At 67.3% G+C, this 24388-nt stretch carries 22 protein-coding genes; 14 read left to right on the top strand and 8 right to left on the bottom strand.

Annotated elements, in window-relative coordinates:
• Nucleotides 1–15: 15 nt before the first annotated feature.
• Nucleotides 16–1257: a hypothetical protein gene (locus MU582_19970; protein ID UPK74686.1), complete on the top strand. Its 1242-nt coding sequence runs from the start codon at nt 16–18 to the stop codon at nt 1255–1257.
• A gap of 2 nt (nt 1258–1259) precedes the next feature.
• On the opposite strand, the gene MU582_19965 is transcribed toward MU582_19970, so the two are convergent.
• A complete protein-coding gene (locus MU582_19965) occupies nt 1260–2162 on the bottom strand; it encodes an A/G-specific adenine glycosylase (protein ID UPK74685.1) in 903 nt (300 codons plus the stop codon).
• 81 nt (nt 2163–2243) lie between these two features.
• Between MU582_19965 and MU582_19960 the strand changes: the two genes are divergently transcribed.
• Nucleotides 2244–3068, top strand: coding sequence for a hypothetical protein (locus tag MU582_19960; GenBank protein UPK74684.1), 825 nt, complete (start codon nt 2244–2246; stop codon nt 3066–3068).
• Nucleotides 3069–3105: 37 nt separating this feature from the next.
• Here MU582_19960 and disA read toward each other — a convergent pair whose 3' ends face one another.
• Together disA and radA are read right to left on the bottom strand one after the other, a co-directional pair.
• Complete coding sequence (disA, locus tag MU582_19955) at nt 3106–4155, bottom strand: DNA integrity scanning diadenylate cyclase DisA (protein ID UPK77207.1); 1050 nt, start codon at nt 4153–4155, stop codon at nt 3106–3108.
• A 67-nt stretch (nt 4156–4222) separates the two neighbouring features.
• A complete protein-coding gene (radA, locus tag MU582_19950) occupies nt 4223–5689 on the bottom strand; it encodes a DNA repair protein RadA (GenBank protein UPK74683.1) in 1467 nt (488 codons plus the stop codon).
• Between the two features lie 88 nt (nt 5690–5777).
• Here radA and MU582_19945 point away from each other — a divergent pair, with 88 nt between their 5' ends.
• Nucleotides 5778–6839: a sulfotransferase gene (locus MU582_19945; GenBank protein ID UPK74682.1), complete on the top strand. Its 1062-nt coding sequence runs from the start codon at nt 5778–5780 to the stop codon at nt 6837–6839.
• A gap of 3 nt (nt 6840–6842) precedes the next feature.
• Here MU582_19945 and MU582_19940 read toward each other — a convergent pair whose 3' ends face one another.
• Nucleotides 6843–7481 (bottom strand): VOC family protein, encoded by a 639-nt coding sequence (locus MU582_19940; GenBank protein UPK74681.1) that lies wholly within the window; start codon nt 7479–7481, stop codon nt 6843–6845.
• Between the two features lie 59 nt (nt 7482–7540).
• A complete protein-coding gene (locus tag MU582_19935; protein UPK74680.1) occupies nt 7541–8284 on the bottom strand; it encodes a hypothetical protein in 744 nt (247 codons plus the stop codon).
• Between the two features lie 109 nt (nt 8285–8393).
• On the opposite strand from MU582_19935, the gene MU582_19930 reads away from it, so the two are divergent.
• The 9 genes from MU582_19930 to MU582_19890 all read left to right on the top strand — a co-directional run bounded on the left by MU582_19930 (nt 8394) and on the right by MU582_19890 (nt 17141).
• On the top strand, nt 8394–11111 hold the full coding sequence (locus MU582_19930) for a hypothetical protein (GenBank protein ID UPK74679.1): 2718 nt from the start codon (nt 8394–8396) through the stop codon (nt 11109–11111).
• Nucleotides 11112–11120: 9 nt separating this feature from the next.
• Complete coding sequence (locus tag MU582_19925) at nt 11121–12047, top strand: Ppx/GppA family phosphatase (GenBank protein UPK74678.1); 927 nt, start codon at nt 11121–11123, stop codon at nt 12045–12047.
• A gap of 30 nt (nt 12048–12077) precedes the next feature.
• Nucleotides 12078–12920: a sugar phosphate isomerase/epimerase gene (locus tag MU582_19920; protein UPK74677.1), complete on the top strand. Its 843-nt coding sequence runs from the start codon at nt 12078–12080 to the stop codon at nt 12918–12920.
• A gap of 1 nt (nt 12921) precedes the next feature.
• A complete protein-coding gene (locus tag MU582_19915) occupies nt 12922–13497 on the top strand; it encodes a TetR family transcriptional regulator (GenBank protein ID UPK74676.1) in 576 nt (191 codons plus the stop codon).
• A gap of 67 nt (nt 13498–13564) precedes the next feature.
• Entirely contained in the window at nt 13565–14296 is a 732-nt protein-coding gene (locus tag MU582_19910) for an ABC transporter ATP-binding protein (GenBank protein UPK74675.1), read from the top strand.
• A complete protein-coding gene (locus MU582_19905; GenBank protein ID UPK74674.1) occupies nt 14293–15030 on the top strand; it encodes an ABC transporter permease in 738 nt (245 codons plus the stop codon). The genes MU582_19910 and MU582_19905 overlap by 4 nt, the downstream gene beginning before the upstream one ends.
• 31 nt (nt 15031–15061) lie before the next feature.
• Entirely contained in the window at nt 15062–15832 is a 771-nt protein-coding gene (locus tag MU582_19900; GenBank protein ID UPK74673.1) for a phosphatase PAP2 family protein, read from the top strand.
• Between the two features lie 57 nt (nt 15833–15889).
• Entirely contained in the window at nt 15890–16687 is a 798-nt protein-coding gene (proC, locus tag MU582_19895; GenBank protein ID UPK74672.1) for a pyrroline-5-carboxylate reductase, read from the top strand.
• Nucleotides 16688–16805: 118 nt separating this feature from the next.
• A complete protein-coding gene (locus tag MU582_19890) occupies nt 16806–17141 on the top strand; it encodes a hypothetical protein (GenBank protein ID UPK74671.1) in 336 nt (111 codons plus the stop codon).
• A 95-nt stretch (nt 17142–17236) separates the two neighbouring features.
• Here the strand turns inward: MU582_19890 and MU582_19885 are convergent, their stop codons facing one another.
• The gene (locus MU582_19885) at nt 17237–18697 is read right to left on the bottom strand and encodes a 13E12 repeat family protein (protein UPK74670.1); all 1461 of its coding nucleotides are present in this window, start codon (nt 18695–18697) and stop codon (nt 17237–17239) included.
• Nucleotides 18698–18992: 295 nt separating this feature from the next.
• Complete coding sequence (locus MU582_19880) at nt 18993–19925, bottom strand: AraC family transcriptional regulator (protein ID UPK74669.1); 933 nt, start codon at nt 19923–19925, stop codon at nt 18993–18995.
• An 81-nt stretch (nt 19926–20006) separates the two neighbouring features.
• Between MU582_19880 and MU582_19875 the strand changes: the two genes are divergently transcribed.
• Nucleotides 20007–20873 carry an NAD(P)H-binding protein gene (locus tag MU582_19875; GenBank protein ID UPK74668.1) on the top strand — a complete coding sequence of 289 codons (867 nt, stop codon included), beginning with the start codon at nt 20007–20009 and terminating at the stop codon, nt 20871–20873.
• A gap of 15 nt (nt 20874–20888) precedes the next feature.
• On the opposite strand, the gene trpS is transcribed toward MU582_19875, so the two are convergent.
• Entirely contained in the window at nt 20889–21866 is a 978-nt protein-coding gene (gene trpS, locus MU582_19870; protein ID UPK74667.1) for a tryptophan--tRNA ligase, read from the bottom strand.
• A gap of 190 nt (nt 21867–22056) precedes the next feature.
• Between trpS and MU582_19865 the strand changes: the two genes are divergently transcribed.
• A complete protein-coding gene (locus tag MU582_19865; GenBank protein UPK74666.1) occupies nt 22057–24384 on the top strand; it encodes a molybdopterin-dependent oxidoreductase in 2328 nt (775 codons plus the stop codon).
• Nucleotides 24385–24388: the final 4 nt, after the last annotated feature.

The raw sequence follows: 24388 nt of genomic DNA, 5'->3' as shown, positions 1-24388 counted from the left end.
CGAAGGAGTGGGTAGATGTCCGATTTTGCGTCGTCTGGATCCGATGAGTTGACCGTGCCGGAGGGCACCCGACTGGTGCACATCGGCCCGCCCAAGACCGGCACCACGGCGATCCAGTTCGCGTTGATGCGGCGCCGCGCGGAGCTGGCCGCACACGGTGTGGTCTTTCCCGGAACCGGAGCCCGGCCGCGGGCCGCCGGTTGGGCCGTGGTCGGCAGGGGTGTTCCGCGTGGGCGCCAGAGTCCGACGATGGCCGACTGGCAGGCGCTCGTCGACGAAGTCACTGCCGCGGGTGATCAGCGGGTAGTGGTCAGCAACGAGTCGTTTGCCGACGGGCACGCCGATGCAGTTCAGACAATCGTCGACGGTCTCGGCGGTGAACGCATCCACGTGGTCCACACGGTCCGCCGGGTCGACAAGCTGCTGAACTCGCACTGGCAGCAGCGCGTACGCGCCGGGCTGACCGTTCCGTACGACGACTGGCTTCGCATCGTTCTCGGAGAACGTAACCCCGAGAACCACCACTGGGACGGCTTCTGGCACCACCATGACCTCGCGGACGTGATGGATAGGTGGATCAAGGCAGCCGGGCGCGACCGGATCAGTCTCGTCATCGCCGACGAGGGCGACCATGAGCTGCTCCCGCGACTGTTCGAGCGGTTCCTCGCCTTGCCGTCGGGCTTTCTCGCCCTCGACGCCGACGACGCGAATCGGTCGCTGAGCCGCAATGAGACCGAGCTGATGCGGCGGTTGCATGAGCTCGGCAAGTCATCGGGTTGGGACGACAGGCTGTTCCGCGAGGTACTACGGTTCGGCGTAACGGCGGCGCTCACGCGCCGGCCGCGCGATCACGACGACACACGCATCGAGCTGCCAGCTTGGGCCGCCGACCGTGCGGCCGAACTGAACGAGGAGCGCATCGAGATCGTCAGGTCGCTTGGTGTGCGGGTGATCGGTGATCCAGAACTCCTGCGCTCTCCCTCGGGCTCGGATGAGTCAGCCAGTGATGCCGAAACCCGGATCTCGCTGGTCACCGCCGCCGAGACGATTGCCGCCGCGATCGACGCCGGTGAAAAACGTCGAGTCGCCGCCGAGCGCACGGCGGAGCAGTATCGAGCGGCCGCTCGGCGACAGCGCACGCCGTCGAGGGCCCAGCTACAGTCGCCGCGGGTCATCGACAGCACGAGTCGAGAGCTGCTCGCCGAAGTACGCCGGCGAGCCCTCCGTAAGGTCGGGCTCCGGCGTACGACGAGCTGATCTCACCTCGGCAGAGCGAACCTGTCGGCCTCGAGCGGCTCGACCAGCCCGTCGGCGACAAGGGAGTCGAGTGCTCGCTCCCGTTGTACGTCGTCGTCCCACGCGGTGCGCAGCACCGTAGCGGAGACCGGGTCGGGGGAGTCGCGGAGCATGCCGAGCAGACGTCCTCGGCATTGCCTGTCGGTACCCGCGTACGTCTGTGCGCGGCGAGGCGGCCCGTCGGCGGCCGGATATCCGTTGCGACGCCATGAGCAGTGATCCGCAAGTGGGCAACGTGCACAGTCCGGTGAGGTTGCCGAGCAGCGCAGCGCGCCGAGCTCCATCACGGCGACGCTCCAGCGGGCGGCGACCTCCGGTGCCTCGGGAAGTAGCGCCTCGGCGAGTGCGCGTTCGGGCTCGGAGAGCGATCGCGGCGGATGTGCATCGCCGGTCAACGCCCGTGCAAGGACGCGGCGTACGTTCGTGTCCAGTACGGCATGGCGCTGCCCGTAGGCGAACGCCGCGATCGCGGCGGAGGTGTACTCGCCGACGCCGGGAAGGGCGCGCAGCTCTTCGCGGTTCTCCGGTACCTCGCCTCCGTGGTTGTCGACGATGGCGCAGGCGCACGCGTGCAGTCGCATCGCCCGCCGTGGGTATCCGAGCCGCCCCCAGCCGCGGATGGCCTCGCCGACCGGTTCGGCGGCGAGGTCCGCCGGCCGCGGCCAGCGTTCGACCCACGCCTCGTAGACCGGAAGCACGCGTACGACCGGTGTCTGCTGCAGCATGAACTCCGAGACCATGACCTGCCAGGGAGTCGCCGTTGCACTGCGCCACGGCAGGTCACGGGCATTCTCGGCGTACCAACCCAGACAGGCATCGTGCAGTCGAGTCACGTCGTGCTCGCTCAGCTGGGATACGGGTCTCATCAAGAGTCGATCCTGACACGTCGAACGGTCGTGCGGTGTGGCAGGACGATAGGGGCGGCATCGCTGACTACGGTGTGCCCTATGAGCGGGATCGCGCGGCCGAAGGGTTCAGCGTCGCCGAGTGTCTACTGGCGCCGCCGACTCATCCTGCTCGCTGTCGTGCTGTTGGTCGCTGCAGGCTTGGTGAAGCTGATCGGCGGAGGTGGTGACGAGGACAAGCCGGCGGCGGGTCCACAGGACACCCAACAGACCTCCGATACCGACGATGACGACGGGGATCAGCAGCCGCGTAAGCGCAAGAAGCATCGTCGCGACGACTCTGCGGCACAAGCCGGAGAACGCAACGTCTCGGTCGTACTCGATCACGGCGGCGTCTGTGATCCAGAAGCGGTACGAGTCACGCCGTCGCTGCATCCTGACTCGCGGGCCGGCCGTGAGGTGCTGGTCAGGCTGGCATTCACCACCGCCGCGGCCAAACCGTGTGTGTTGTCGTTCGACGATCACGCACCGCTGATCTCGATCTCCGACGGTGCCGAGGTGGTGTGGGAGTCGACCCGATGCGACGACCTGCTCGCGGCCGACAGCGTTCGCCTCGAACCCGGCTGGCTCACCTACGTCGACGCCCGCTGGTCGGGCCGCGCAAGTGGTCGGACGTGCGGCGAGAACGCCGACTATGCCGAGGCGGGCGACTACGAGGCGCAGGTTGCGGTGCTGGGGGGCGAACCCGCCTCGGCGAAGGTCACGCTCGAATCGGAGCCGAAGCCGGACGACGACGAGCCCGATAAGTCCGACAAGGACGATAAGAACGACAAGGACGGCAAGTCCGATAAGGGCGACAAGAAACCGGACGACGAGAAGTCCGACAAGACGAACAACCAGAGAGACGGAAACGACGACGCGGCCTGAGGCCGCTACTCTCGTCGTGCTCGTTGGTACGTCAGCGCTACACGTACCGCTCGAGGATGCTCGACTCCGCCAGCCGCGACAACCCCTCGCGTACGCTGCGCGCGCGTAGCTCGCCGACTCCGTCGACCGCCTGCAGATCTTCGATGCCTGCCGCGAGCAGTTTCTGCAGGGTGCCGAAATGGTCGACGAGACGCTCGACGACCGGCGACGGGAGTCGCGGGACCTTGGCGAGCAGGCGGTAGCCGCGCGGGGAGACCGCCGAGTCGAGATGCTCACCGGATCCGAGACCGAGTGCGCGTGAGACGGCCGACAGATCGACGAGATCGGTGGCGCCGACGCGGGCGAGGTCGGCGAGTACGTCGGCCGGCTTGCGGGCGTTGCGGCCGCCGGGTAGGTAGTCACGCACGATCAGCTGCCGGTCGAGGTCGACGCCGGTGACCAGCTCGTCGAGCTGCAAGGAGAGCAGGCGCCCGTCACTGCCGAGCTCGAGTACGTAGTCTTCGATCTCGGCCGCGATTCGGGCGACCATCTCCAGGCGCTGCGCGACCGAGCAGACATCTCGCACCGTGACGAGATCCTCGATCTCCAACGCCGACAGGGCACCGGACACCTCATCGAGTCGGAGCTTGTAGCGCTCCAAGGTCGCAAGGGCTTGGTTCGCGCGACCGAGGATCGCGCCGGCCTCATCGAGTACGCGCCGGTTGTCGCCGACGTAGACGGCGATCAGCTGCATCGACTGCGATACGGAGATGACGGCGTGGTTGGTCTGGCGTGCGACGCGGTCTGCGGTGCGGTGGCGGGTGCCCGACTCTTCGGTGTGGATCGTCGGATCGGGCATCAGGTGAACAGCTGCGCGCAGGATCCGGGTCGCGTCCTTGTCGAGAATGATCGCGCCGTCCATCTTCGCCAGCTCCCGAAGACCGGTCGGCGTGAACGGTACGTCGAGCTCGAACCCGCCGGTCGAGATCGACTCGATGGTCTTGTCGTGTCCGAGGACGATCAGCCCTCCGGTGCGCCCGCGAAGGATTCGTTCGAGGCCTTCGCGCAGGGGAGTGCCGGGCGCGATGCTCCCCATGGTCGCGCGCATACGCGAACTCGCGATGGTCTTGCTGGACGATCCGTCGATGGCCACGCTGCTCCTCAGCTTGTCGAGGTCAGGACCAGTTTAAGCGTGAGCCTGGTTGTGCGGGGGTAGCCGCGTCGGGCGGCTGCTCTGTGATCGGTTGGCGCTGCCGCCCGAGCCCGAGGAGCTCGAGTGCCCCGGCGACGTCGGCGACGGGCAGAATCTTGATGCCGTCGACATCGGAGGACACCGGAGCGGGGCCCGCATCGGCCGGGACGAGCGCATGTTTGAAGCCGATCCGGGCGGCCTCGCGCAGGCGGCTGTGTAGGCCCCCGACGCGACGAACCTCGCCGGCGAGCCCGACCTCACCGATCGCGACGAGGTCGGATGCCACCGCCTCCTCACGTGCGGCGGAGGCGATCGCGAGCGCAACGGCGAGGTCGGCGGCCGGGTCGATCAGCCTCGCACCACCGACCGTTGCGGCGTAGACGTCGACGCCGTGTAGTGGCACTCCGCAGCGTTTCGTCAACACTGCTTGGATCATGGCCATTCGGGCAGAGTCGACCCCGCTGGTCGTGCGACGCGGGGCGCCGGCAACCGTCTGGGCTACCAGCGACTGCACCTCGGCGAGTAGCGGGCGACGGCCCTCGAGCGGAACGGTCACGCAGGTTCCTGGTACGGGAGTCGCGTGGCGCGATACGAACAGGCCGGTCGGATCGGGGACCTCGACGATGCCGTCGTCGGAGAGGTCGAAGCAGCCGACCTCGTCGACCGGGCCGAACCGGTTCTTGACCGCGCGTACGAAGCGCAGCCGTGAGTTGCGGTCACCGTCGAAGGACAGCACGACGTCGACCAAGTGCTCCAGCACTCGCGGGCCGGCGATGCCACCGTCCTTCGTCACGTGGCCGACCATCAGTGTCGCGATGTTGCGGCGCTTTGCCATCTGCACCAGGGTTGCCGCGACCTCGCGTACCTGGGTGACGCCTCCGGGCACTCCCTCGACGGCAGTCGATCCGATCGTCTGTACGGAGTCGATGATGAGCAGGCTCGGCGCGACCTCGTCGATGTGGGTGAGCACCGCAGACAGGTCGGTCTCGGCAGCGAGGTACAGCGAGTCGTGCACCGCACCCGTGCGGTCGGCACGCAGGCGCACCTGAGCGGCGGACTCCTCGGCCGATACGTAGAGGGTGCGGGCGCCCGCGGCGGACCAACGCGCCGCGACCTCGAGTAACAAGGTGGATTTGCCGACGCCGGGCTCGCCCGCCAGGAGCAGTGCCGCTCCGGGTACGACGCCGCCACCGAGTACGCGGTCGAGCTCGGCGACACCCGACGGCGCTGCAACCGACGCTTCGATGTCGATCTCGCTGACGGGTCGGGCGGTGCTGGTCACGGGTGCGGGTTGCGTACGCCCGGTGGGCTCGACGCCGATCTCGTCGACGGTGCCCCACGCCTGGCACTCGCCACAGCGCCCGACCCACTTCGGCGTGATCCACCCGCATTCGGTGCAGCGGTAGCCGGTCTTCGCCGGTTTCGCAGCCTTCGTCGAGGTCTTCGCCATGATCGCCACGCTAGGGCATGGCCCCGACAATCCACGGTCGCCATGCGCGCGGTTGCTAGGCTCGTCGTCGCGGCGAATTAGGGGTCAGATGGCAAGTTCGGCTGGCGATGACGGTGGCGAACCACGCGCACGGTACGTGCTGCACTGTGGGCTGCCCAAGACGGGCACTTCGTTCGTCCAGTCGATCCTGACCGAGAACCGCCCCCTGCTCAGGCGTGGTGGCGTCCTGTACCCGCGGTTCGGCAAACGCGGGCGGCTGCTCGCCGCACTCGATGCGCGCGACCGGCACCGCTACGCCGGCCGGGATCAGCCCGCGGAAGGGCATTGGAAGCGATTCGTCGCAGCGACCCGCTCATTCGACGGCACAGTCGTGTTCAGCCACGAGGTGATGGGAGCGCCGCTGTCGCGCACGACACCGACCGCGCTGGCCGAATTGGCAGAACACCGAACCGACATCGTCATCACCGCGCGTGACCCGGCACGTCAGTTGATGTCCGTGTGGCAACAGAGTCTACGATTTCGGTCGCCGTTGACGTTCGACGAGTTTCTCGCCGAATGCGACTTTCGGGCCGACGGGGCGTACCGCCACGGACATTTTCGCGACCACCAGCTCGACCGGGTGCTCCGAGCCTGGGCCGAACATGTTCCGGCCGATCGCATCCACCTCGTCGTGGTCCCGCAGCCGACCTCGCCACGTGCGCTTCTGTGGGAGCGGTTCTGCACTGCGCTCGGCGTCGAGCCGGCGCAGTACGAGATTCCGGTCGAGCCGCAGTCCAACCACAGCCTCGGCGTCGTACAGGCCGAGCTCCTGCGTCGGGTCAACGCTGCGATGGGTGACCGGGTGACCTCGGCCGACTACTCGGTGATCCGCAAGTTCGTGATCGGGAACGTTCTCGCGCGCACCGAGCCGAGCCCCAAACCGGTGCTGCCTCAGCATGCGCACAACATCGCAGATGAACTCGCCGATCGCTGGATCGACGCCGTGCACGCAGGCGGCTACAACATCATCGGTAAGCCCGAAGACCTTCGTCCGGTTGTCACTACCGGGCCCGGACCCGACGACTGGACCGATTCGGCGGTTGCCGCAGCCGGCGTCACCGCGGGCGCGGAGGTGCTCATCGCGTACGCGCGCGCCCGCGGGCGTACCTGAGGGTCAGACCCGTACGGGCCCGGCGCTTGTTTCGAACCGAGCGGCCACGATGCCGGGCATGCCGTTCGGTGCGACCCATTCGACGTCGATCTCCCCGAGCGCATCGAGCGCCGGCTCGCCGAGCCAGTCGCTGACGCGCTGCGGGTCACCGGCGATCTCGAGCGCGGAGAGCCGCGTCGTCGCGGGACCCGACTGGGACGGGTGCTCTGTCGACGGGATGCTCCACGAGACGACGAACGGAAGCTGCGGATCGGCCTGCAGCCCCTTCACGCCGATCTGCTGCCACTGCAGGTTGTAGCCGTCGGGGCGGCGGCGGTTGCCGGGTACGGCGTGGCGACCGATCCGGTGCTCCACCGGGCCGATGTCGTCGACGGCGACGACCCAGCCGAGCCAGCCGCCGCCGGACTCCGAGCGTTCGCGGACGGCCTGGCCGAACGGTGCCTTGTCGGAAGCGGGGTGGTCGAGTACCTCGACGATCTCGAGGTACTGGTCGTTCTCAAGAGGAAGGATCATGTTCCGAGTACCGAAGCGGGGATGAAGTCCGCCGTCGACGAACTTCGCATCGAGTAGCTCGGTGAGACGGTTCGTGGTCCCGGCCAGCCCATCTGGGCCGACCGCGAACGAGACATGGTCGAGACGCATACCTCATTGTGCGTTGGGGGTATCGCCGGTCGACAGTGGGGGTCTCGGGTGACCCTCGGCTACTCCGGGTCAGCCGGATGCCGCGTCGCTACGGGCGTACGCGCCAGGTGCTCCTCGCACAACGGCACCAGCGCGTCGTACGCGGCCTGACCCATCATCGCGACCAGCTCGACCTCGTTCGTCACGTACAACGGCTGAGGCGCGACGTGCGCCTCGGTGTTCGCGGTGCAGTACCAGTCCAGCTCGTGACCGCCTGCGCCCCACCCGGCGCGTACGTACTCGCCGATCTCGATTTCGAGGTACGAGGTGCCGTCTCCGCGTTCGACCTCGCGGTAACGCCTGCGCAGCGGAAGCTGCCAGCACACGTCGGGTTTGACGTCGTGCGGCTGCATGTCGTTGGCCAGCGCCCAGATGTGCAGGGCACAGCCGTACCCGCCCTCGAAGTCCGGGTCATTGTGGAAGATGCAGGCGCCGTCGACGGCCCGGGTCTTGCGGTCGCCGTCCTCGTCGACTTCGGTCCACCCGTTGCGGCGCCCTTCGGCGCGCTTCTGCCATACGTCCGAACCGAGTCGTTTGACGTACTTGCGCACGCGCTTCTCGTCATCGGAGTCGGCGAAATGGGCGCCGAGTGCGCAGCAGCCGGCGTGCGGCGAGCTCGCGTAGATACCGCGGCAACCCTGGCCGAAGATGCACATGTAGCGCGAGGTGAGCCAGGTCAGATCGCAACGGAACACCTGGTCCTCGTCGTCGGGATCGGTGAACTCGACGTACGACCGCGGAAAGTCGAGCATTATCTCCGGCATCTGCCCAGCGTAAGAGATACTCGCCGCCGAAGTGGCGACAGGTGAGCGGGTCGTCGGCATATGCTGACCGCAGCACCGGGGAAGCCGGGTCACTAGGGGGATAATGCTCATGTCAGCAACGTCGTTGATTCGTCGCGCGGTCGTACTCGTTGCGGGAGCCGCGATGCCGGCCGCCTTGCTGTACGCCGCACCCGTGCAGGCCGCCGATCCGCCGGCCTCCGACGAGGTCGTACGTACGCTCAGACCGGACGACTCGACCCGCGGCCACTGGTCGGCGCGAGAGTCGAGTGACGGCACGAGCCTCGTCTGGAGGTCCGACCGTGAGCTGCCGATGACGTCGGCTCGTCCGGAGTTCCGGGTCGGCCAGAGCGTCATCGGTTACCCGACGGTCGACGGGCGTACGTTGACCCTCGAGGACGCCGACGTCGACGCCGCTGATCTCGAGGTCTGGTTGGGATCGCGTCGTCTCGACGGCCCGACGCCTCCACTGCGACAGACCGGGGCCTCGGAGCTGGCACAGCTCGAGCCGCGCGACATCGGCGTCGACCCGGCCGTGCCGGGCGAGTACGAGACGAGGTCGTTCGACTACCGCTTCGCCAATTTGCCCTGGAAGCGCTACGACGGTGCGATGGAGGTGCTCGGCCAAGCTGTGCTCCCCGAGGGCGTCGACGATGCACCGCTGGTGCTGTTCCTGCACGGGCGTCATCAGGCGTGTTACGGCAAGGGCGAAAACGGCACCTGGCCGTGCGCAGGCGCCTCCAAGCCGGTTCCCAGCTTCCGCGGTTACACCTACCTCCAGCAGCGCCTCGCGACGCAGGGGTACGCGTCGGTGTCGATTTCGGCGAACGCGATCAACCAGCAGGACTACCGCGACGCCGATGGTGGTGCGCGGGCTCGGTCCAAGCTCATCCGCCACCATCTCGAGTTGCTGGCGGAGAAGACGGCCGAGCCCGGCAACCGGTGGAGTGGCCGCCTCGATCTGGACAACGTCGTGCTCGTCGGCCACAGCCGCGGCGGCGAGGGCGCCAACCAGGCGGTCGTCGACAGTGGTCCGGCGGCGCCGTACTCGATCGACGGCCAGCTGCTGCTCGCGCCGACCGACTTCTCCCAGCACACGGCCGGGTACGCCCCGACCGTCGTCGCGTTGCCGTACTGCGACGGTGACGTGTCCGATCTGCAGGGTCAGAAGTTCGTGGACGCCAGTGTCGGCCTGGCCAAGGGCGACAACTCCCTCCGCAGCAGCGTTCTCGTCCGCGGGGCGAACCACAACTTCTTCAACACCGAATGGACTCCGGGCATATCGGCGGCGCCGAGTGTCGACGACTGGTTCGAACCGAACAACCCGGTCTGCGGGCGAAAGGTGTCCTCCACGCGGCTGAGCCCGGCCGGCCAGCGCAAGGCCGGTATGGCGATCACCACCGGCGCGGTACGGATGTTCGTGCAACACGATGCCGAGATGTTGAAGTTGTTCGACGCGCCCGGGCCGTTGACCACGAAGTCGATGGACGACCGTGGGCTGGTCTGGTCGCACGCCGTCGGCGGCGCGCGTACGCCCGTTCGGGCCGGTAACGGTGCGACCGTTGCGGGTGCTGCGACGGACTGCTTGAGCACCACCGGCGTGAAGAAGTCCGGTGGCCTGCGGTCATGCGCTGCCGGCCACGGCAACATCGAGCGGGTTGTGCACTGGATGCAGCCGTTCTACGACACCGTGTCTCGTGCGGTGCTCCACCAGGCAAGGCTCGACTGGGCGAAGGCGGGCCGAGCGGGCGGCCTCGACTTCGCGAAGCCGCTCGATCTGGACTCGGCCGACCGTTCGCTCGACCTGCGAATGATCGTGTCGAAGGGCGTACCGGACGTACGGGTCGAACTGCGCGACGCCGACGGGCAGCGCTGGTCGCAGCCGGTCAAGGTCGTGCGGCTGTCCGGCGCTGGGTGGCTGCGCCCGGCATGGGGCCAGACGGTGCGGCTCGATCCGCCAGCAGCCTCTGACGACTTCGACTCGAGTGCCGTCACCTCCGTGCGGGTCGTGAGCAACAACTCCAAGGGCACGGCATGGATCGTCGACGCGGCAGCGCGGGCGGCGTCGCTGCCGCAGGTGCCCGACCGCAAGCTCCCGAGGCTGCTGCTCGGCAACGTCAAGCAGAAGGAGGGCGACAAGGGCGTCGGCAAGATTCGCCTGCCGTACCAGCTGCGCGGCCCGGTCGGCGCTTCGTCGAGCTTCGACGTGCAGATTACGACGCCGACCGGCACGCAGCGGCTCGTCCGTGTCAACGTCCCGGCCGGAGTACACAAGGGTTCGATCCCGTTGACGTACGACCGCAACACTCTCGACAACCGCGATCGTCGAGCGTTCAAGGCACTCGCGCAGCCGGTACGCGGGTTGGCTCTGCACAAGTACCAAGGCAGCGCGGTCGTGCTCGACGACGATCCGTCGCCGAAGGTGACGGTGACGCCGAAGCGCAAAGTGTACACCGCGGGCAATGTGATCCGGGTACGTGTCACGCTCTCGAAGCACGTCGCGTACCCGTTCCGGGCCAGCGCCGAGCTGCGCGACCCGAAGGGGTTCGCGCCTCTGCGAGGCGCTGATGTGAAAAGGAAGTGGCTGCAACGCCACGGTGACGCCACGCATCCGAAGCGGAAGCTCAGCAAGGTGGTCTACTCGCTCGCCGCCAGGATTCCGCCCGGAAAGCGTAAGGCGACCGTCGCGATACCGACGGTACGACGCGGATCGAAGGCGCCGGTCAAGCGTCTACGCATTGTCTGGTGGACCCCGGATCACAAGCCACACACTACGACGGTTGCAACGGTTCGACCGGCCAAGCGCTAGCGTGGGGGTATGCGTCTAGGCGTCCTCGACATCGGCTCGAACACCGCTCATCTCTTGGTGGTCGACGCCTACCGCGGCGCGCCGCCCCTACCGGCATACAGCTACAAGGATCCGTTGCTGCTCGCCGAGCATCTCGATGACGAGGGTGCCATGACGTCCGCGGGCGTCGACGCGCTGGTGAAGTTCGTATCCAACGCGCAACAGGTCGCCGAGGACAAGGGCTGTACGTCGGTGCTGGCCTTCGCTACGTCGGCGATCCGCGACGCTCCGAACTCCGACGACGTGCTTCGAAAGGTGCTCGAGGACGCCGGCACTGAGCTCGTCGTACTCTCCGGTGAGAGCGAGGCGCGGCTGACGTTCCTCGCCGTGCGACGATGGTTCGGCTGGTCGTCGGGCCATCTCGGGGTCTTCGACATCGGCGGCGGCTCGCTGGAGATCGCCGCCGGATCAGACGAGAAGCCCACCGTAGCCTTCTCGATGCCACTCGGCGCCGGTCGGCTCTCTCGCGCATGGCTCGACCCGCAACAGGTGCCGGATCCGGAGCAGGCGCGTTCCATGCGACGTGACGTCCGGGCCGAGATCGCGGAGCACGTCGGCATGGTGATGCGTGGCGGCGACTTCGTGCACGCGGTCGCGACCAGCAAGACGTTCCGTTCGCTTGCCCGCATGACCGGTGCCGCGCCTTCGTCGGAAGGCCCCTACGTACGCCGCTCGCTGACCCGCGAGGCGCTGCATCCCCTGCTCGCGGAGCTCGAGACGCGTACCGCCGACGAGGTGGCACAGCTACCGGGAGTTTCGGAGAACCGCGCCCACCAAATGCTCGCCGGCGCAGTCGTCGCCGACGCCGTACTCGATCTGTTCGGCTTGGAGACTTTGGAGATCTGTCCGTGGGCCCTTCGCGAGGGCATCATCCTCGAACACCTCGACCGGCTGTGAGCCTTCTGCGGCGACCTCTAGAGTTGAAGCGTGCAATCTGACTCGGATCGGGGTCGCGTCGTCGGCGTTCCGGAAGCCTCGGTCTCGCTGTCGACCTCGTCTGTGTACCCGGAGTCGACCGCGGCCGGGTTCGAGCTGGCGACCCGGTTGGGCTACGACGGGGTCGAGATCATGGTCGGAATCGACGCGACGAGCCAAGACATCGACGCCGTACGCGATCTGCGCGAGTTTCACGGCATCCCTGTCGTATCGATCCATGCGCCTTGCCTGCTGATCACGCAGCGGGTCTGGGGCACTGAACCATGGGGCAAGCTCATCAGGAGTGCCGAGATGGCGCATGCGCTCGACGCCGACGTGGTCGTCGTGCATCCGCCGTTTCGCTGGCAGCGCGAGTACGGCAAGGGTTTCGTCGAGGGCATCGCTGACCTGGAGAAGGAAACCGGGATGACGTTCGCCGTCGAGAACATGTACCCGTGGCGTACTGGGCGTCGCGAGTTCCAGGCGTACGTACCGGGGTGGAACCCACTCGAGTTCGCGTACGACCACGTCACGCTGGATCTCTCGCACACGGCGACTGCGAACGCCGATCCCGTCGAGCTGGCCACCCAGCTCGGCGAGCGGCTCACCCATGTGCACATGGCCGACGGACTCGGTTCGGCGAAGGACGAGCATCTCGTACCCGGCCGCGGCTCCCAGCCGTGCGCGGAGGTGCTGGAGCTGCTCGCGAAGCGTGACTTCGCCGGTCACGTCGTCGTGGAGATCAACACTCGGCGCTCCGACGACAGGGAGCAGCGAGAGACCGACCTGGCGGAGGCGCTCGCGTACACCCGGCTCAACCTCGTGGCACCCGCGACGGACGAGGGGGCGTACTGAGATGGCCGGTCGTCGGGCCGGTACGCCGGATACCCGCGGTGAGATCATCGCCGCGGCGCGTGAGGCGTTCGCTTCGAAGGGCTTCGACCGCACATCGCTGCGCAGCATCGCGCGTAGTGCGGGGGTCGACCCGGCGCTGATACATCACTACTTCGACGGCAAGGACGAGTTGTTCATGGTCGCCATGGACCTCCCGCTCTCGCCGCGCGAGAAGCTCGTGGAGGCGCTGGATGTGCCGCGCGAGCAGGTCGGTGGGACGCTCGTCGCCACGTTGCTCGGCGTATGGGACGACGACGCGTACCAGCCGGCGCTGCTCGGCGTACTCCGCTCGCTCACGAGCGGAAGCGAGGCAGGTACGCGGATGCGGACGGCCTTCGTCGAAGGCATGATCTTCCCGGCTCTTCGCCAGGAGGTCAGCGGTCCTGTCTCGGATCGGGCGCTGAGCCTGATCGGCACCCAGCTCGTCGGTCTGATCGTCGCCCGCTATCTCGTCGGGTTGGAGCCGGTGGCGTCGATGAAGCGCGTTGAGCTGGCCGAGCTGATCGGACCGACCGTGCAGCGCTACCTCGACCTCTGAAAACCCGCGACCGCGAAATGACTCACGTCTCTTGTCTGAGGACCGTTGCGACGGCATAATTCATCGCATGCTGAAAAGCGATGCTGTGACGATCACCGGTCTGACGGTCGTACGCGGCGGCCGAACCGTACTTCCCGGCATCGACGTCGGCCTGCGAAGTGGGGTGATCACGGGCCTGCTCGGCCCATCCGGCTGCGGCAAGTCCACGCTGATCAGGTCGATCGTCGGGGTACAGCGAATCGAATCCGGCAACGTCGAGGTGCTCGGCGTCGAGGCGGGCAGTAGGCAGCTGCGCGACCAGATCGGTTACGTCACTCAAGAGCCGAGCGTGTACGACAATCTGACCGTCGTCGAGAACCTCACCTTCTTCGCCCGCGTACTCGGCGTCTCCGTGACCGACGAGGTCGACGCCGCCATCGAGGGTGTTGGCCTGACCGGCCACCGCGACCAGCTCGTCGGGAACCTCTCCGGCGGTCAGCGATCGCGTGCGTCGCTGGCGGTCGCTCTGTTGGGCAGGCCGCCGTTGCTCATCCTGGACGAGCCGACGGTCGGGCTCGACCCGGTTTTGCGCGTCGAGCTCTGGGATCTGTTCGCCGAGCTGGCTCGCGGCGGTACGACGTTGCTGGTTTCGAGTCACGTGATGGATGAAGCCGAGCGCTGCGAGCGTTTACTGCTGATGAGGGACGGCCGCATTCTCGCGTCGGACACGCCGCAGGCGCTGTGCGAAGCGACCGGCACCACGTCGGTTGAGGGTGCGTTCCTCTCGCTGGTACGCGACGACAAGGGGGTGGTCGGATGACTCCGCGGATCACCGGCGCCGTCGCGCTGCGCGTACTCAACCAGTTGCGGCGTGACTACCGCACGGTCGTGTTGCTGATCGTCGCGCCCTGCATGCTGATGGTGCTGCTCTGGTGGCTCTACCTCGATCAGGGGCACATCTTCGACCAGATCGGTGCACCACTGCTCGCGGTCTTCCCGTTCATCGTGATGTTCCTCGTGACGTCCGTGACGACTCTGGGTGAGCGCAAGTCGGGCACCTTGGAACGCCTGCTCGCAATGCCGATGGGCAAGGTCGACTTCCTGCTCGGGTACGCCATCGCGTTCGGCGTACTCGCAATCGTGCAGAGCATCTGCACGGCGTCGTTGGCGCTGGGTCTACTCGGACTCGACATCGAGGGCAGTTGGGTGACGCTCGGACTGATAGCGGTGCTCAACTCCGTCGTGGGCACGGCACTCGGGCTTTTCGTTTCTGCGTTCGCCGAGACGGAGTTCCAGGCCGTGCAGTTCATGCCCGTGTTCGTGATTCCGCAGATTCTGCTGTGCGGTCTGCTGGTGCCGACCGATGACATGCCCGGCTTCCTCGACGGGCTGTCGCGCGTACTGCCGCTCACGTACTCGGTCGACGCGATGCAGAACGTCGTCGCGTACGAGAGCTGGACCACCGACCTCACGACCGACCTGATCGTCGTCGCGGCATTCGCCGTCGGCGTACTGCTGCTTGGGGCGGCGACGTTGCGCCGGAGGTCTGCTTAGACAATCGAACCGGCAGGGGGGTGCCGTGAGAATGGAATATCGAAGCGAATCGAAAGCGCCGCCACGGCGCCGTTTCGCGCTGCTCCGCGAGGTCGGCCTGCTCGGGCTGCTGTACGTCGGGTACACGATCGGACGGCTGTTCGCAGACGACGACCTCGCGTTGGCGCGTGCGCACGCCGACTTCGTGGTCGGCATCGAGCGGCAACTGGGTATCGACGTCGAGCAGCTGTTCAACGAGGTCCTCAGCGGACTGCCGGTGTTCGAGGTCGCCGCGTCGTACCTCTACGCGACGCTGCATTACATCGTGACGCCGGTCGTGCTGGTCGTGTTGTGGCGCAAGACGCCCGAGCAGTACGCACACTGGCGACGGGTGCTCGTCGTGGGCACCGTCATCGCCTTGGTGTGCTACCTGTTGTTCCCGACCGCACCGCCTCGGCTCGTACCCGGTTTCGTCGACACGCTCGCCGACACGGCCGGTTTTGGCTGGTGGGGCGGCGATGCGTCCGCACCGCGCGGGCTAGGTACGACCACCAACCAGTTGGCCGCGATGCCGTCGATGCACGTCGGCTGGGCGTTGTGGAGCGCGTGGGCGTTGAGCTCGATCCTGAGGTCACCGGGCGCTCGTGCCCTGGCCTGGAGCTACCCGGTGCTCATCACCATCGTCATAGTGGCGACGGCAAATCACTGGATCCTCGACGCGGTGGTCGGCGCCGCTCTGATCGTGCTCGCCGCGCGACTGGTCCGCCCGTGGCGCGAGTACGAGGAACAACACGCGGACCGCCCACCTGTGCCCTCGGCCTGAGGTTCGCGCCGATGTGCCGTACGGTTCCAAAAGGTACGGCTACCTGAGGAAGGCACCATGTCTGTGATCGCTGTGATCGGCGCTGGGGTGATGGGCGAGACGATCGTCGCCGGGATGATCCGGAGCGGTCGACGCCCGGCCGACCTGATGATGGCCGAACGCCGTCCGGAGCGCGCCGAGGAACTACGTGAGCGTTACGGCATCGCCGTCGTCACCAATGTCGAGGCCGCCGAGCGCGCCGACACGATCATGCTGGTCGTGAAGCCGCAGGACATGCCCGACGTACTCGACGAGATCGCGCCGCACGTCGCGCCCGGCCAGCTGGTCATCTCCCTCGCCGCGGGCATCACCACCGCAACCATCGAATCCCGACTGCCCGACGGCGTCGCCGCCATCCGGGTCATGCCGAACACCCCCGCGCTCGTCGACGAGGGCATGGCCGCGATCTCGCGCGGATCGCATTGCAGCGAGGACGACCTACAGCACGCAGAGTCGTTGCTCTCGGCGACCGGCAAGGTCGTACGCATACCGGAGAAACAACAGGATGCCGTCACGGCGATCTCGGGCTCGGGGCCCGCGTACATCTTCTTCGTCGTCGAGTCGATGATCGAGGCAGGCGTTCACCTGGGCCTACCTCGTTCTACGGCGACCGAGCTCGTCGTACAGACCCTCGTCGGCTCCGCTCGCCTCCTCAGCGAGAGCGGCGACCATCCCACCGAGCTCCGCGAACGAGTGACCTCCCCGGGCGGTACGACCGCCGCCGCACTCCGCGAGCTAGAGGACCACAAGGTACGCGCCGCATTCCTTTCCGCGCTCGAGGCAGCGCGCAACCGGTCGCGGGAGCTCGCCGGCTGACTCGGAGTCCCGAGTTGCTCAGATGGGTCGGAGCATCAGCGACACTTGACGACGGAGCGGTTGTCGAACAACCCTTTCGCGTGCGCCATTCGGCTGACGATGTTCCCGGCGTGCTTCGATGGGCACGCGGTTCGGCGTGCCGCTCGCGGCGGCTCTTGGCGACGCGCTCACCGCTGCCGTGTTCGGCAAGTTCGGACTCGGTCCGTCGAAGCTGCCCGCGATCATGGGCATTGACGATCGCCTTCGCGCGGACGCTCCGCAGGTATCGGCTTCGCTGACCTTCCAGATTCAATGGGACGACGAGCTGTTCACGACGGCCGGACAGCTTGAGCTGTTCAACCTGCTCGGGTCGCCCGACAATCAGTTGCTGGTGCACCGAGGTCGGCACGGCGACACCGAAGACGCCGCCGTTGAGGCGTGGCGAGAGTTCATGGCGACTGGACTCGCGCGGTGAGGCCAGTACGAGCCGGCTGAGGCTGTCATGCGGTCGGTTGGACATGCCTGTACCCCGCCACGGTGGTGCTGAGGTGGCGGGGAAGCTAGGCGGCGCTACGTTTTCGCTTCTCGTGGACGGTGGTGTCGGCTCGGCCGGGGAGTTTTGGTGGTGGTGCCGGCGGTGACGAGGTACGACCGTCCTGCTGGGGAGAGCCATAACCAGATTCCGGGCGCAGGTGACGTGACGGTCCAGGCGGTGAAGGTGTTTGCCCGGTGGTGGAACCTACAGAGCCGGTGTCCGTTTCGTGAGTCGGTCGGTCCGCCGTCGGCGTAGTTACGGAACGGGGCACCTCCCGGCCGCCTCGCGGCTGGGGGAGGGTCGTAGTCGCCGAGTTTCGCCGGACGGTTGCAATAGGGGAAGGTGCAGGTGAGGGCGTTCATCAGCGCGGTCTGCTCGCGTAGCCGGGGCGGTGCGACATACCCGGTGGTCGAGATCGTCGTCTCCAAATCGATCACCGGCTTCACCACGATCCGCGACGATTTGCCGAGAATCTGTTCGGCCTCGGTACGGGTGATGGCGCCGACGTCGTCGAGTGACCAGGTGCCCCAGCACCGGTCGTAATGAACGTAGAGCACCGTCTCCCGCAGCCCACGCCTTCTGCTGCGGCGCCGCTTCGACGGCTTCGGCTCAGACTCGCCCTCGGGTTCAGGCTCGGACTCAGGCTCGGGCTCAGGAACGGGCTCAGGTTCGGGCTCGGCGGGTATGTCCGCTTCGGTGTCGTCGGTGTCGCCGTCGGTTTTGTCGGCGACCAGGGTGTAGAGGTCGTCGAGGCTGTCGGGTTCGTGGACCATCCCCATTGCCACCGACCGGAGGATGTGATCGGGACGTTGGTCGCCGAGGAACCGCATCGACTCCACCAACTGATCGAGACGTTGGTCGAGTCGTTGTCCGTCGTCGACGGTCAGGGTGCCCGTGATGTGGGCGACGCCGTCTTCGAACCAGATCGTCACACCCCGACGCCTGCGCGCCTCACGGCGCTTCTTTTCGGCGCCTTCGGGGTCGTCGACGAACCGGATCTGATCGAGCACCAGCTGCAGCCGGGGCATGGTGATCCGTGCGATCAGCGGGGTCCCGTCGACATTCGCAGCGCTCAGGCGTCGGTCGGCATCGCCGGCTTGGGCGATGGTGAACTCCCGCGTCGCGCGGGCGACTCTACGGATCCGCCACCCATCCACACTCCCGTCGTGCAGACAGGCGTACAGCCGTGGAAGCCGGTACGCCAGATCAACCGCGTCGGCGATCAGCGCCCGTGCCCCGTTGGCGGACAGGCCGAGGACGGGGCCGACTTCAGCGACCGCATACTCCGACACCGACGGTGTCCCCGATCCGCCGTAACGGGTCCACTCATTCACCCCACCCGCCTGCGCGAGCGGCTCCGACGCGATCTGCCGCAGATACGCCAACACCGCATCGAACTGTGCGGCCTCCGTACGGGCGAGCTGAGCACGAGCGGCCGCAGCAACGTCGAGACCGTCGGTGGTCTCGACATCGTCGATCAGGTTCGCCGTCCTCATAACCGTCATCATGCCAGCCGCCACTGACAAGAAGAGTCCTCAGAAGGCCTTATCCACAAGGGGAAACGAAGTATTTTGAGAATCTTTTCGAAGGGTCACGTGGAACGGTGCGGCCAGCCCAAAGGACCGCAAGGTCGGGCCAGCCGACAAGCAACCCCAACCGAATAGGAACGGATCCTCGTCGCCGCCAAAGCGGTCTGCACCGAAGCGCAAGGGAAACGATGAAGGCGGGACCGCAGAATCGGGACCGACAGAACCGGGGTGACCGGCGATCGAGCCTCCCTGGAGTCTCTCCTCACCGGGCAGAGACCGCCTCGTCACTGGGCCGTCCGCGACGGTACTCACTCGGGGTGATTCCCCGCGTTCGTTTGAACGCTGAGCTGAATCCGAACGCATCGGCATAGCCGACCTGGCGGGCGACTTGGGCGACGGTCGGACCGGGCTCGGCGAGTAGGTCTGCGGCTACGGCCATCCGCCAGTCGGTGAGGTAGGCGAGCGGCGGTTGACCGACCAGGTCGGTGAAGCGTTTTGCGAGCGATGCGCGGGAGACACCTGTTGTGCGGGCGAGTGAGGCAACGGTCCACGGCTGAGCGTGGTCGTCGTGGATGGCACGTAGCGCGACGCCCACGACGGGGTCCGTCATCGCGTGGTACCACGCCGGAGCTGCGCTGTCGGAGGAGTCGAACCAGGCCCGCAGCGTGCAGACCAGAATCCAGTCGAGCAGGCGCTCCAGTACGATCCGCTGGCCCGGTCGATTCACTTGGAGTTCGGCGCTGATGTAATCGAGGATGTCCCCGCAGGCAGGTTCGGCAGGGACGACCAGCAGCGGTGGCAGTGCCTCGAGGAGACGGCCACCGACTTCGCCGCGTACGGGGAACTCTGCTACCAACAGCGAACTCGATCCCTCGGGCGCCTCGGAACACTCGGTCGACAGCGTCGTCGGCGAGTCGGAGTAGCACAGCTCTTCGCAGACCGCGGCGTTCGAATCAGGGCCATCGACGTACGAGAACGTCAGCGGGCCGCGTATGACGGCCGTGTCGCCCGCACGTAGCAGGGTTCGTTCTTCCGAGCCGGGCAAGCTGAGCCAGCCCTCGCCCTGCATGGGCGAGCACAGAGTGAGCGGTGAGCCGGTCTCTACTCGCAGCGCCCACGGTGGGGCCGGTGTGCGGCTGCTCACTTGCACGCCGTCCGCCCGCACTCCCCGAAGCAGATCCGATAACGCATCCATGATGGTGATGCTAGACGAATAGACATGAGGATTGGATCGTCGTCCATGGATCGTCCAGCCGCTCCGTACTTGGCTGGTGACATGACAGACAGATCAGCAACGCAATCGCCCGACTCGCCCATCCTGCTGCTCGGTGCCTCCGGCAAGACCGGGCGCCGGATCCAGGCACGTCTCAGCGCCGCCGACCGGCCCGTGCGTGCAGCCTCGCGTACGAGCGAAGTCCGCTTCGACTGGACGGATCGATCGACCTGGGACGCGGCCCTCGACGGCGTGTCGACCACCTACATTGCGCTGCCGCTGACTCCCGTTCCGATCCGAGAGTTCGTCGACCACGCTGTGTCGGTCGGCATTCGTCGGTTCGTGGCGCTGTCCGGCAGGGGCGCGAACACGTGGGAGCCGGGATTCGGCGAAGACATGCTCGCTTTGGAGCAAGCCGTACAAGCGTCCGGTGTGCAGTGGTCCATCGTTCGGGCTAGCAACTTTGCGCAGAACTTCAGCGAGGACGCGTTCTGGGAGCCGATCATGGCCGGCGCGCTCGGGCTGCCCGTCGGCGGAGTCCCGGAGCCGTTCGTCGACGTTGACGACGTCGCCGACGTGGCGGTGGCGCTGCTGACCCGAAGCGACCACGTGGACGAGATCGTTGAGGTCACGGGCCCGGAGTCATTGACCTGGGACGAGGCCATCCGCCTCATCTCCAAGGCGATCGAGTGCGACGTGACCTTCATCGACATGCCATCCGCGGAGTTCGTGTCCGAGCAGGCCAACGCTGGGATATCGAAGGAAGACGCCGAAGGGCTCTCCGCGATGTTCGCCGAGATGCGTCGCGGGTTGTTGACGGAACCGACCGACGGGGTACGTCAGGTGCTCGGTCGCGAGCCGCGCACGTTCGCCGCCTATGCCGTCGCCGCCGCGGCAGCGGGTGCTTGGTCGGCGCCGCAGGCCAGCTGAACGCCGCCGGCTCGCTCACAACCCGATCGCCCGCCGCGCCGCATCGACGACCGGCGCGGCGGCCGCAGTGGCCCGGCGCGATCCGTCGGCGAACACGGCTTCGACCTGATCGGCGGAGAGGTCTGCGTACGCCTTTTGGATCGGTTCGAGCGTTGCGACGACGGCGTCGGTGACGGCGCTCTTCAGCGCACCGTACGTACCGTGCGCGGCGGCGATCTCGGTCGGAGCGCGCCCGGTGCATCCGGCCGCGACGTCGATCAGGTTTGCTACGCCAGGCTGGCCCTCGCGGTCGTACGCGACGATGCCGCGCGAGTCGGTGACGGCGCGGGAGACCTTGCGGCGTACGACGTCGGGCGGGTCGAGCAGGAAGATCGTGCCCGAGCCGGATGCCGCCGATTTGCTCATCTTGGCCGTCGGATCCGAGAGGTCCATCACCCGGGCCGCGACCTTCGGCGTGACGGCTCGCGGGACGGTGAAGACCTCGCCGTAGCGATGGTTGAACCGCTGGGCCAGTTCTCGGGCGAGCTCGACATGTTGGCGCTGGTCTTCGCCTACCGGAACCTCGGTCGCACGGTAGAGCAGGATGTCGGCAGCCATCAGGATCGGGTACGTGAACAGCGAGACCCGAGTGTCGGTGCGGCCACGGCCCTTCTCCTTGTACTGGATCATCCGGCCGGTCTCACCCATCGAAGCGGTGCACTCGAGCAGGTAGAGCAGCTCGCTGTGCGTCGACACCCTGCTCTGGATGAACAACGTCGCCGAGGCAGGGTCGAGTCCGCTAGCGAGCATCAACGCCGCGAGTTCGGCGCGTACGGAGCGCAGCGTCGCCGGGTCGTGCGGGATCGTCAACGCGTGCAGATCGGAGATGCCGTAGAAGCAGTCGCCGGTCGACGTCGCATCGCGCATCGGTCGGAGCGCACCGAGCAGGTTGCCGAGTGTCAGGTGTCCGCTTGGGGTGATCAGGCTCAGTTGCCGGCTGGGCTGGTGTGTCATGGGTCGTCCCTTCGACGGCCTCGCACACAGCACAACATCCGCCCCGTGCGAGGCGGATGGATGGTTTGAGTTGGGTACGCGAGAACCGGTCCGCCTAGGAGGCGGGCCACCAGGTGCAGATTCGGTGCGTACTCACCCGGCCAGCATACCCGCGCCACTTCGTTCGGCGGCACCCCCGCACACTGGTGACATGACGAGAGTGACGCGCACCGCGCTGCACTGGGGCCGATACGACGTCGTGTCGGACGGCAGCCGAGTGGTCGAGGTACGCCCGCTGCCGGGCGACTCGACCGTCTCGCGGATCGGGCCGGGCATGACCGATGCGTTGTACGCGCCGTTCCGTCTGACCGAGCCGATGGTGCGCAAGGGCTGGCTCGACAACGGTCCCAGTCGTGTGGGCAACAACCGGGGCAGCGACCCATTCGTGGCGGTCAGCTGGGAGCGCGCAACCGAGCTGGCCGCGTCCGAGCTGCGCCGGGTCATCGACACCCACGGCAACGAGGCGATCTACGGCGGATCGTACGGCTGGGGGAGTGCCGGGCGGTTCCATCATCCGCAGAGCCAGATCCATCGGTTCCTGCGGTGCCTCGGCGGCTACACCGACTCGGTCGGCTCGTACAGCGTCGGTGCGATGGAGGTCATCCTGCCGCACATCATCGGCGGCGACCCGTGGAGTCTGTGGCAGCGCGGAGCGATGTGGCCGGCGATCGCCGAGCACGGCGACCTTGTCGTCTCCTTCGGCGGCATGGCGACCAAGAACGCCCAGCTCAACTCCGGCGGCCAGGGTCGCGCAGAGCAGGTCGAGTGGCAGCGCAGGGCCAAGGACGCCGGCGTTCGATTCGTCACGCTCTCCCCGCTCGGCACCGACACCGCGCCCGAGCTCGACGCCGACTGGCTGGCGATCCGGCCGGGCACCGACGTCGCCGTCATGCTTGCACTGGCGTACGTACTGCAGGCCGAGGGCCTCCACGACCGAGAGTTCCTCGCTCGAGGCTGTGTCGGCTACGACCGTTTCGAACGCTACTTGCGCGGTCTCGACGACGGCATAGCCAAAACGCCCGAGTGGGCGGCCGCGATCAGCGGCATCGACGCGGCGGCGATCGGCGACCTCGCCCGCCAGATCGCGACCAGCCGAACGGTCATCAACCTGAGCTGGTCCATCCAGCGCCAAGACCACGGCGAGCAGCCGTACTGGATGGGCGTCGTGCTCGCCGCGATGTCGGGCAGTATGGGCCGGCCAGGCGGCGGAGTCGCGTCGGGGCTCGGCATCAACAAGACCGGTGTACGCGCCCGTCGTTGGCCCGTTGCCTCCCTGCCGCAGGGCGACAACGCCGTGTCGACGACGATTCCGGTGGCACGCATCGCCGACGCGCTGCTCGATCCGGGCGGTACGTACGGCTACAACGGCCAGCGGCGTACGTACCCCGATCTGCGGCTCATCTACTGGGCGGGCGGCAACCCGTTCCACCACCATCAGGACCTCAACAAGCTCTCCCGCGCCTGGCAGCGTCCGGAGACGGTGATCGCCCACGACTCGTGGTGGAACCCCCTCACCCGCTTCTCCGACATCGTCTTCCCCGTTGCGACACCGCTCGAGCGCCGCGACTTCGCCGCCGGCTCGAGTGACCTGTCGTTGTCGGCGATGGAACGCGCCGCCGAACCACCAGCGGGCGTACGCACCGACTACGAGGCGTTCTCCGGCATCGCCGAGGTGCTCGGTATCGACAAGGAGTTCACCGAGGGGCGTACCGCCGACGAATGGGTCGACGAGCTGTACGAGCGTACGCGCCGAACGCTCGGCGACCTCGGTGTCGAAGCGCCAAGCGCAGCGGAGTTCTGGCGGGCAGGAGGGTTCGAGACTCCCGAGGCCACGTCCGTTGTCGCCGGCGACTTCGGCCGGCTACGCGACGATCCCGACGAGTACCGGCTCGCAACGCCGTCCGGCCGCATCGAGATCTACTCCGAGACCATCGCCGGTTTCGGGTACGACGACTGTCCCGGCCATCCGGTCTGGCTGGAGCCGCGAGAGTGGCTCGGCTCGGCTCTCGCGGAGACGTACCCGCTGCAGCTGCTGTCCAACCAGCCGAGCACCCGGCTCCACTCGCAGTTCGACGGCGGCGCGCTCAGCCGACAGTCGAAGGTCTCTGATCGCGAGCCGATCACGCTGCACCCCGACGATGCCGCGGCGAGGGGCATCGGTGACGGTGACGTCGTGCGCGTGTTCAACGACCGCGGGTCGATGCTGGCCGGCGTGCGTCTCGACACGAACCGGCGACCCGGTGTTGCGGTGATCGCGACGGGCGCGTGGTTCGATCCCGCACCGAGCGCGTCGGGTGAGGGGATGTGTCGGCACGGCAACCCGAACGTCCTCACCAGAGACGAAGGCACCTCCCGGTTGGCGCAGGGTCCGTCGCCGGGCTCGACGCTTGTCGAGATCGAGCGTGTGGCAGGAGAGTTGCCGGAGGTACGCGCCTTCGAGCCACCGCAGGTAGTCGGCGGATCGCGCGGTCTATCGTGACAGA

This window comes from Nocardioidaceae bacterium SCSIO 66511, assembly GCA_023100825.1.
Lineage (GTDB): Bacteria > Actinomycetota > Actinomycetes > Propionibacteriales > Nocardioidaceae > Solicola.
The sequence above is the reverse complement of the archived record's forward strand: the minus strand, read 5'-3'. Positions and strand labels throughout refer to the sequence as shown.

Excerpts from the sequence above, each read along its gene's own strand:
- MU582_19970 (UPK74686.1), top strand. The coding sequence starts at position 16 with ATGTCCGATTTTGCGTCGTCTGGATCCGATGAGTTGACCGTGCCGGAG.
- MU582_19965 (UPK74685.1), bottom strand. The coding sequence starts at position 2,162 with ATGAGACCCGTATCCCAGCTGAGCGAGCACGACGTGACTCGACTGCAC.
- MU582_19960 (UPK74684.1), top strand. The coding sequence starts at position 2,244 with ATGAGCGGGATCGCGCGGCCGAAGGGTTCAGCGTCGCCGAGTGTCTAC.
- disA (UPK77207.1), bottom strand. The coding sequence starts at position 4,155 with ATGCGCGCGACCATGGGGAGCATCGCGCCCGGCACTCCCCTGCGCGAA.
- radA (UPK74683.1), bottom strand. The coding sequence starts at position 5,689 with ATGGCGAAGACCTCGACGAAGGCTGCGAAACCGGCGAAGACCGGCTAC.
- MU582_19945 (UPK74682.1), top strand. The coding sequence starts at position 5,778 with ATGGCAAGTTCGGCTGGCGATGACGGTGGCGAACCACGCGCACGGTAC.
- MU582_19940 (UPK74681.1), bottom strand. The coding sequence starts at position 7,481 with ATGCGTCTCGACCATGTCTCGTTCGCGGTCGGCCCAGATGGGCTGGCC.
- MU582_19935 (UPK74680.1), bottom strand. The coding sequence starts at position 8,284 with ATGCCGGAGATAATGCTCGACTTTCCGCGGTCGTACGTCGAGTTCACC.
- MU582_19930 (UPK74679.1), top strand. The coding sequence starts at position 8,394 with ATGTCAGCAACGTCGTTGATTCGTCGCGCGGTCGTACTCGTTGCGGGA.
- MU582_19925 (UPK74678.1), top strand. The coding sequence starts at position 11,121 with ATGCGTCTAGGCGTCCTCGACATCGGCTCGAACACCGCTCATCTCTTG.
- MU582_19915 (UPK74676.1), top strand. The coding sequence starts at position 12,922 with ATGGCCGGTCGTCGGGCCGGTACGCCGGATACCCGCGGTGAGATCATC.
- MU582_19910 (UPK74675.1), top strand. The coding sequence starts at position 13,565 with ATGCTGAAAAGCGATGCTGTGACGATCACCGGTCTGACGGTCGTACGC.
- MU582_19905 (UPK74674.1), top strand. The coding sequence starts at position 14,293 with ATGACTCCGCGGATCACCGGCGCCGTCGCGCTGCGCGTACTCAACCAG.
- MU582_19900 (UPK74673.1), top strand. The coding sequence starts at position 15,062 with ATGGAATATCGAAGCGAATCGAAAGCGCCGCCACGGCGCCGTTTCGCG.
- proC (UPK74672.1), top strand. The coding sequence starts at position 15,890 with ATGTCTGTGATCGCTGTGATCGGCGCTGGGGTGATGGGCGAGACGATC.
- MU582_19890 (UPK74671.1), top strand. The coding sequence starts at position 16,806 with ATGGGCACGCGGTTCGGCGTGCCGCTCGCGGCGGCTCTTGGCGACGCG.
- MU582_19885 (UPK74670.1), bottom strand. The coding sequence starts at position 18,697 with ATGAGGACGGCGAACCTGATCGACGATGTCGAGACCACCGACGGTCTC.
- MU582_19880 (UPK74669.1), bottom strand. The coding sequence starts at position 19,925 with ATGGATGCGTTATCGGATCTGCTTCGGGGAGTGCGGGCGGACGGCGTG.
- MU582_19875 (UPK74668.1), top strand. The coding sequence starts at position 20,007 with ATGACAGACAGATCAGCAACGCAATCGCCCGACTCGCCCATCCTGCTG.
- trpS (UPK74667.1), bottom strand. The coding sequence starts at position 21,866 with ATGACACACCAGCCCAGCCGGCAACTGAGCCTGATCACCCCAAGCGGA.
- MU582_19865 (UPK74666.1), top strand. The coding sequence starts at position 22,057 with ATGACGAGAGTGACGCGCACCGCGCTGCACTGGGGCCGATACGACGTC.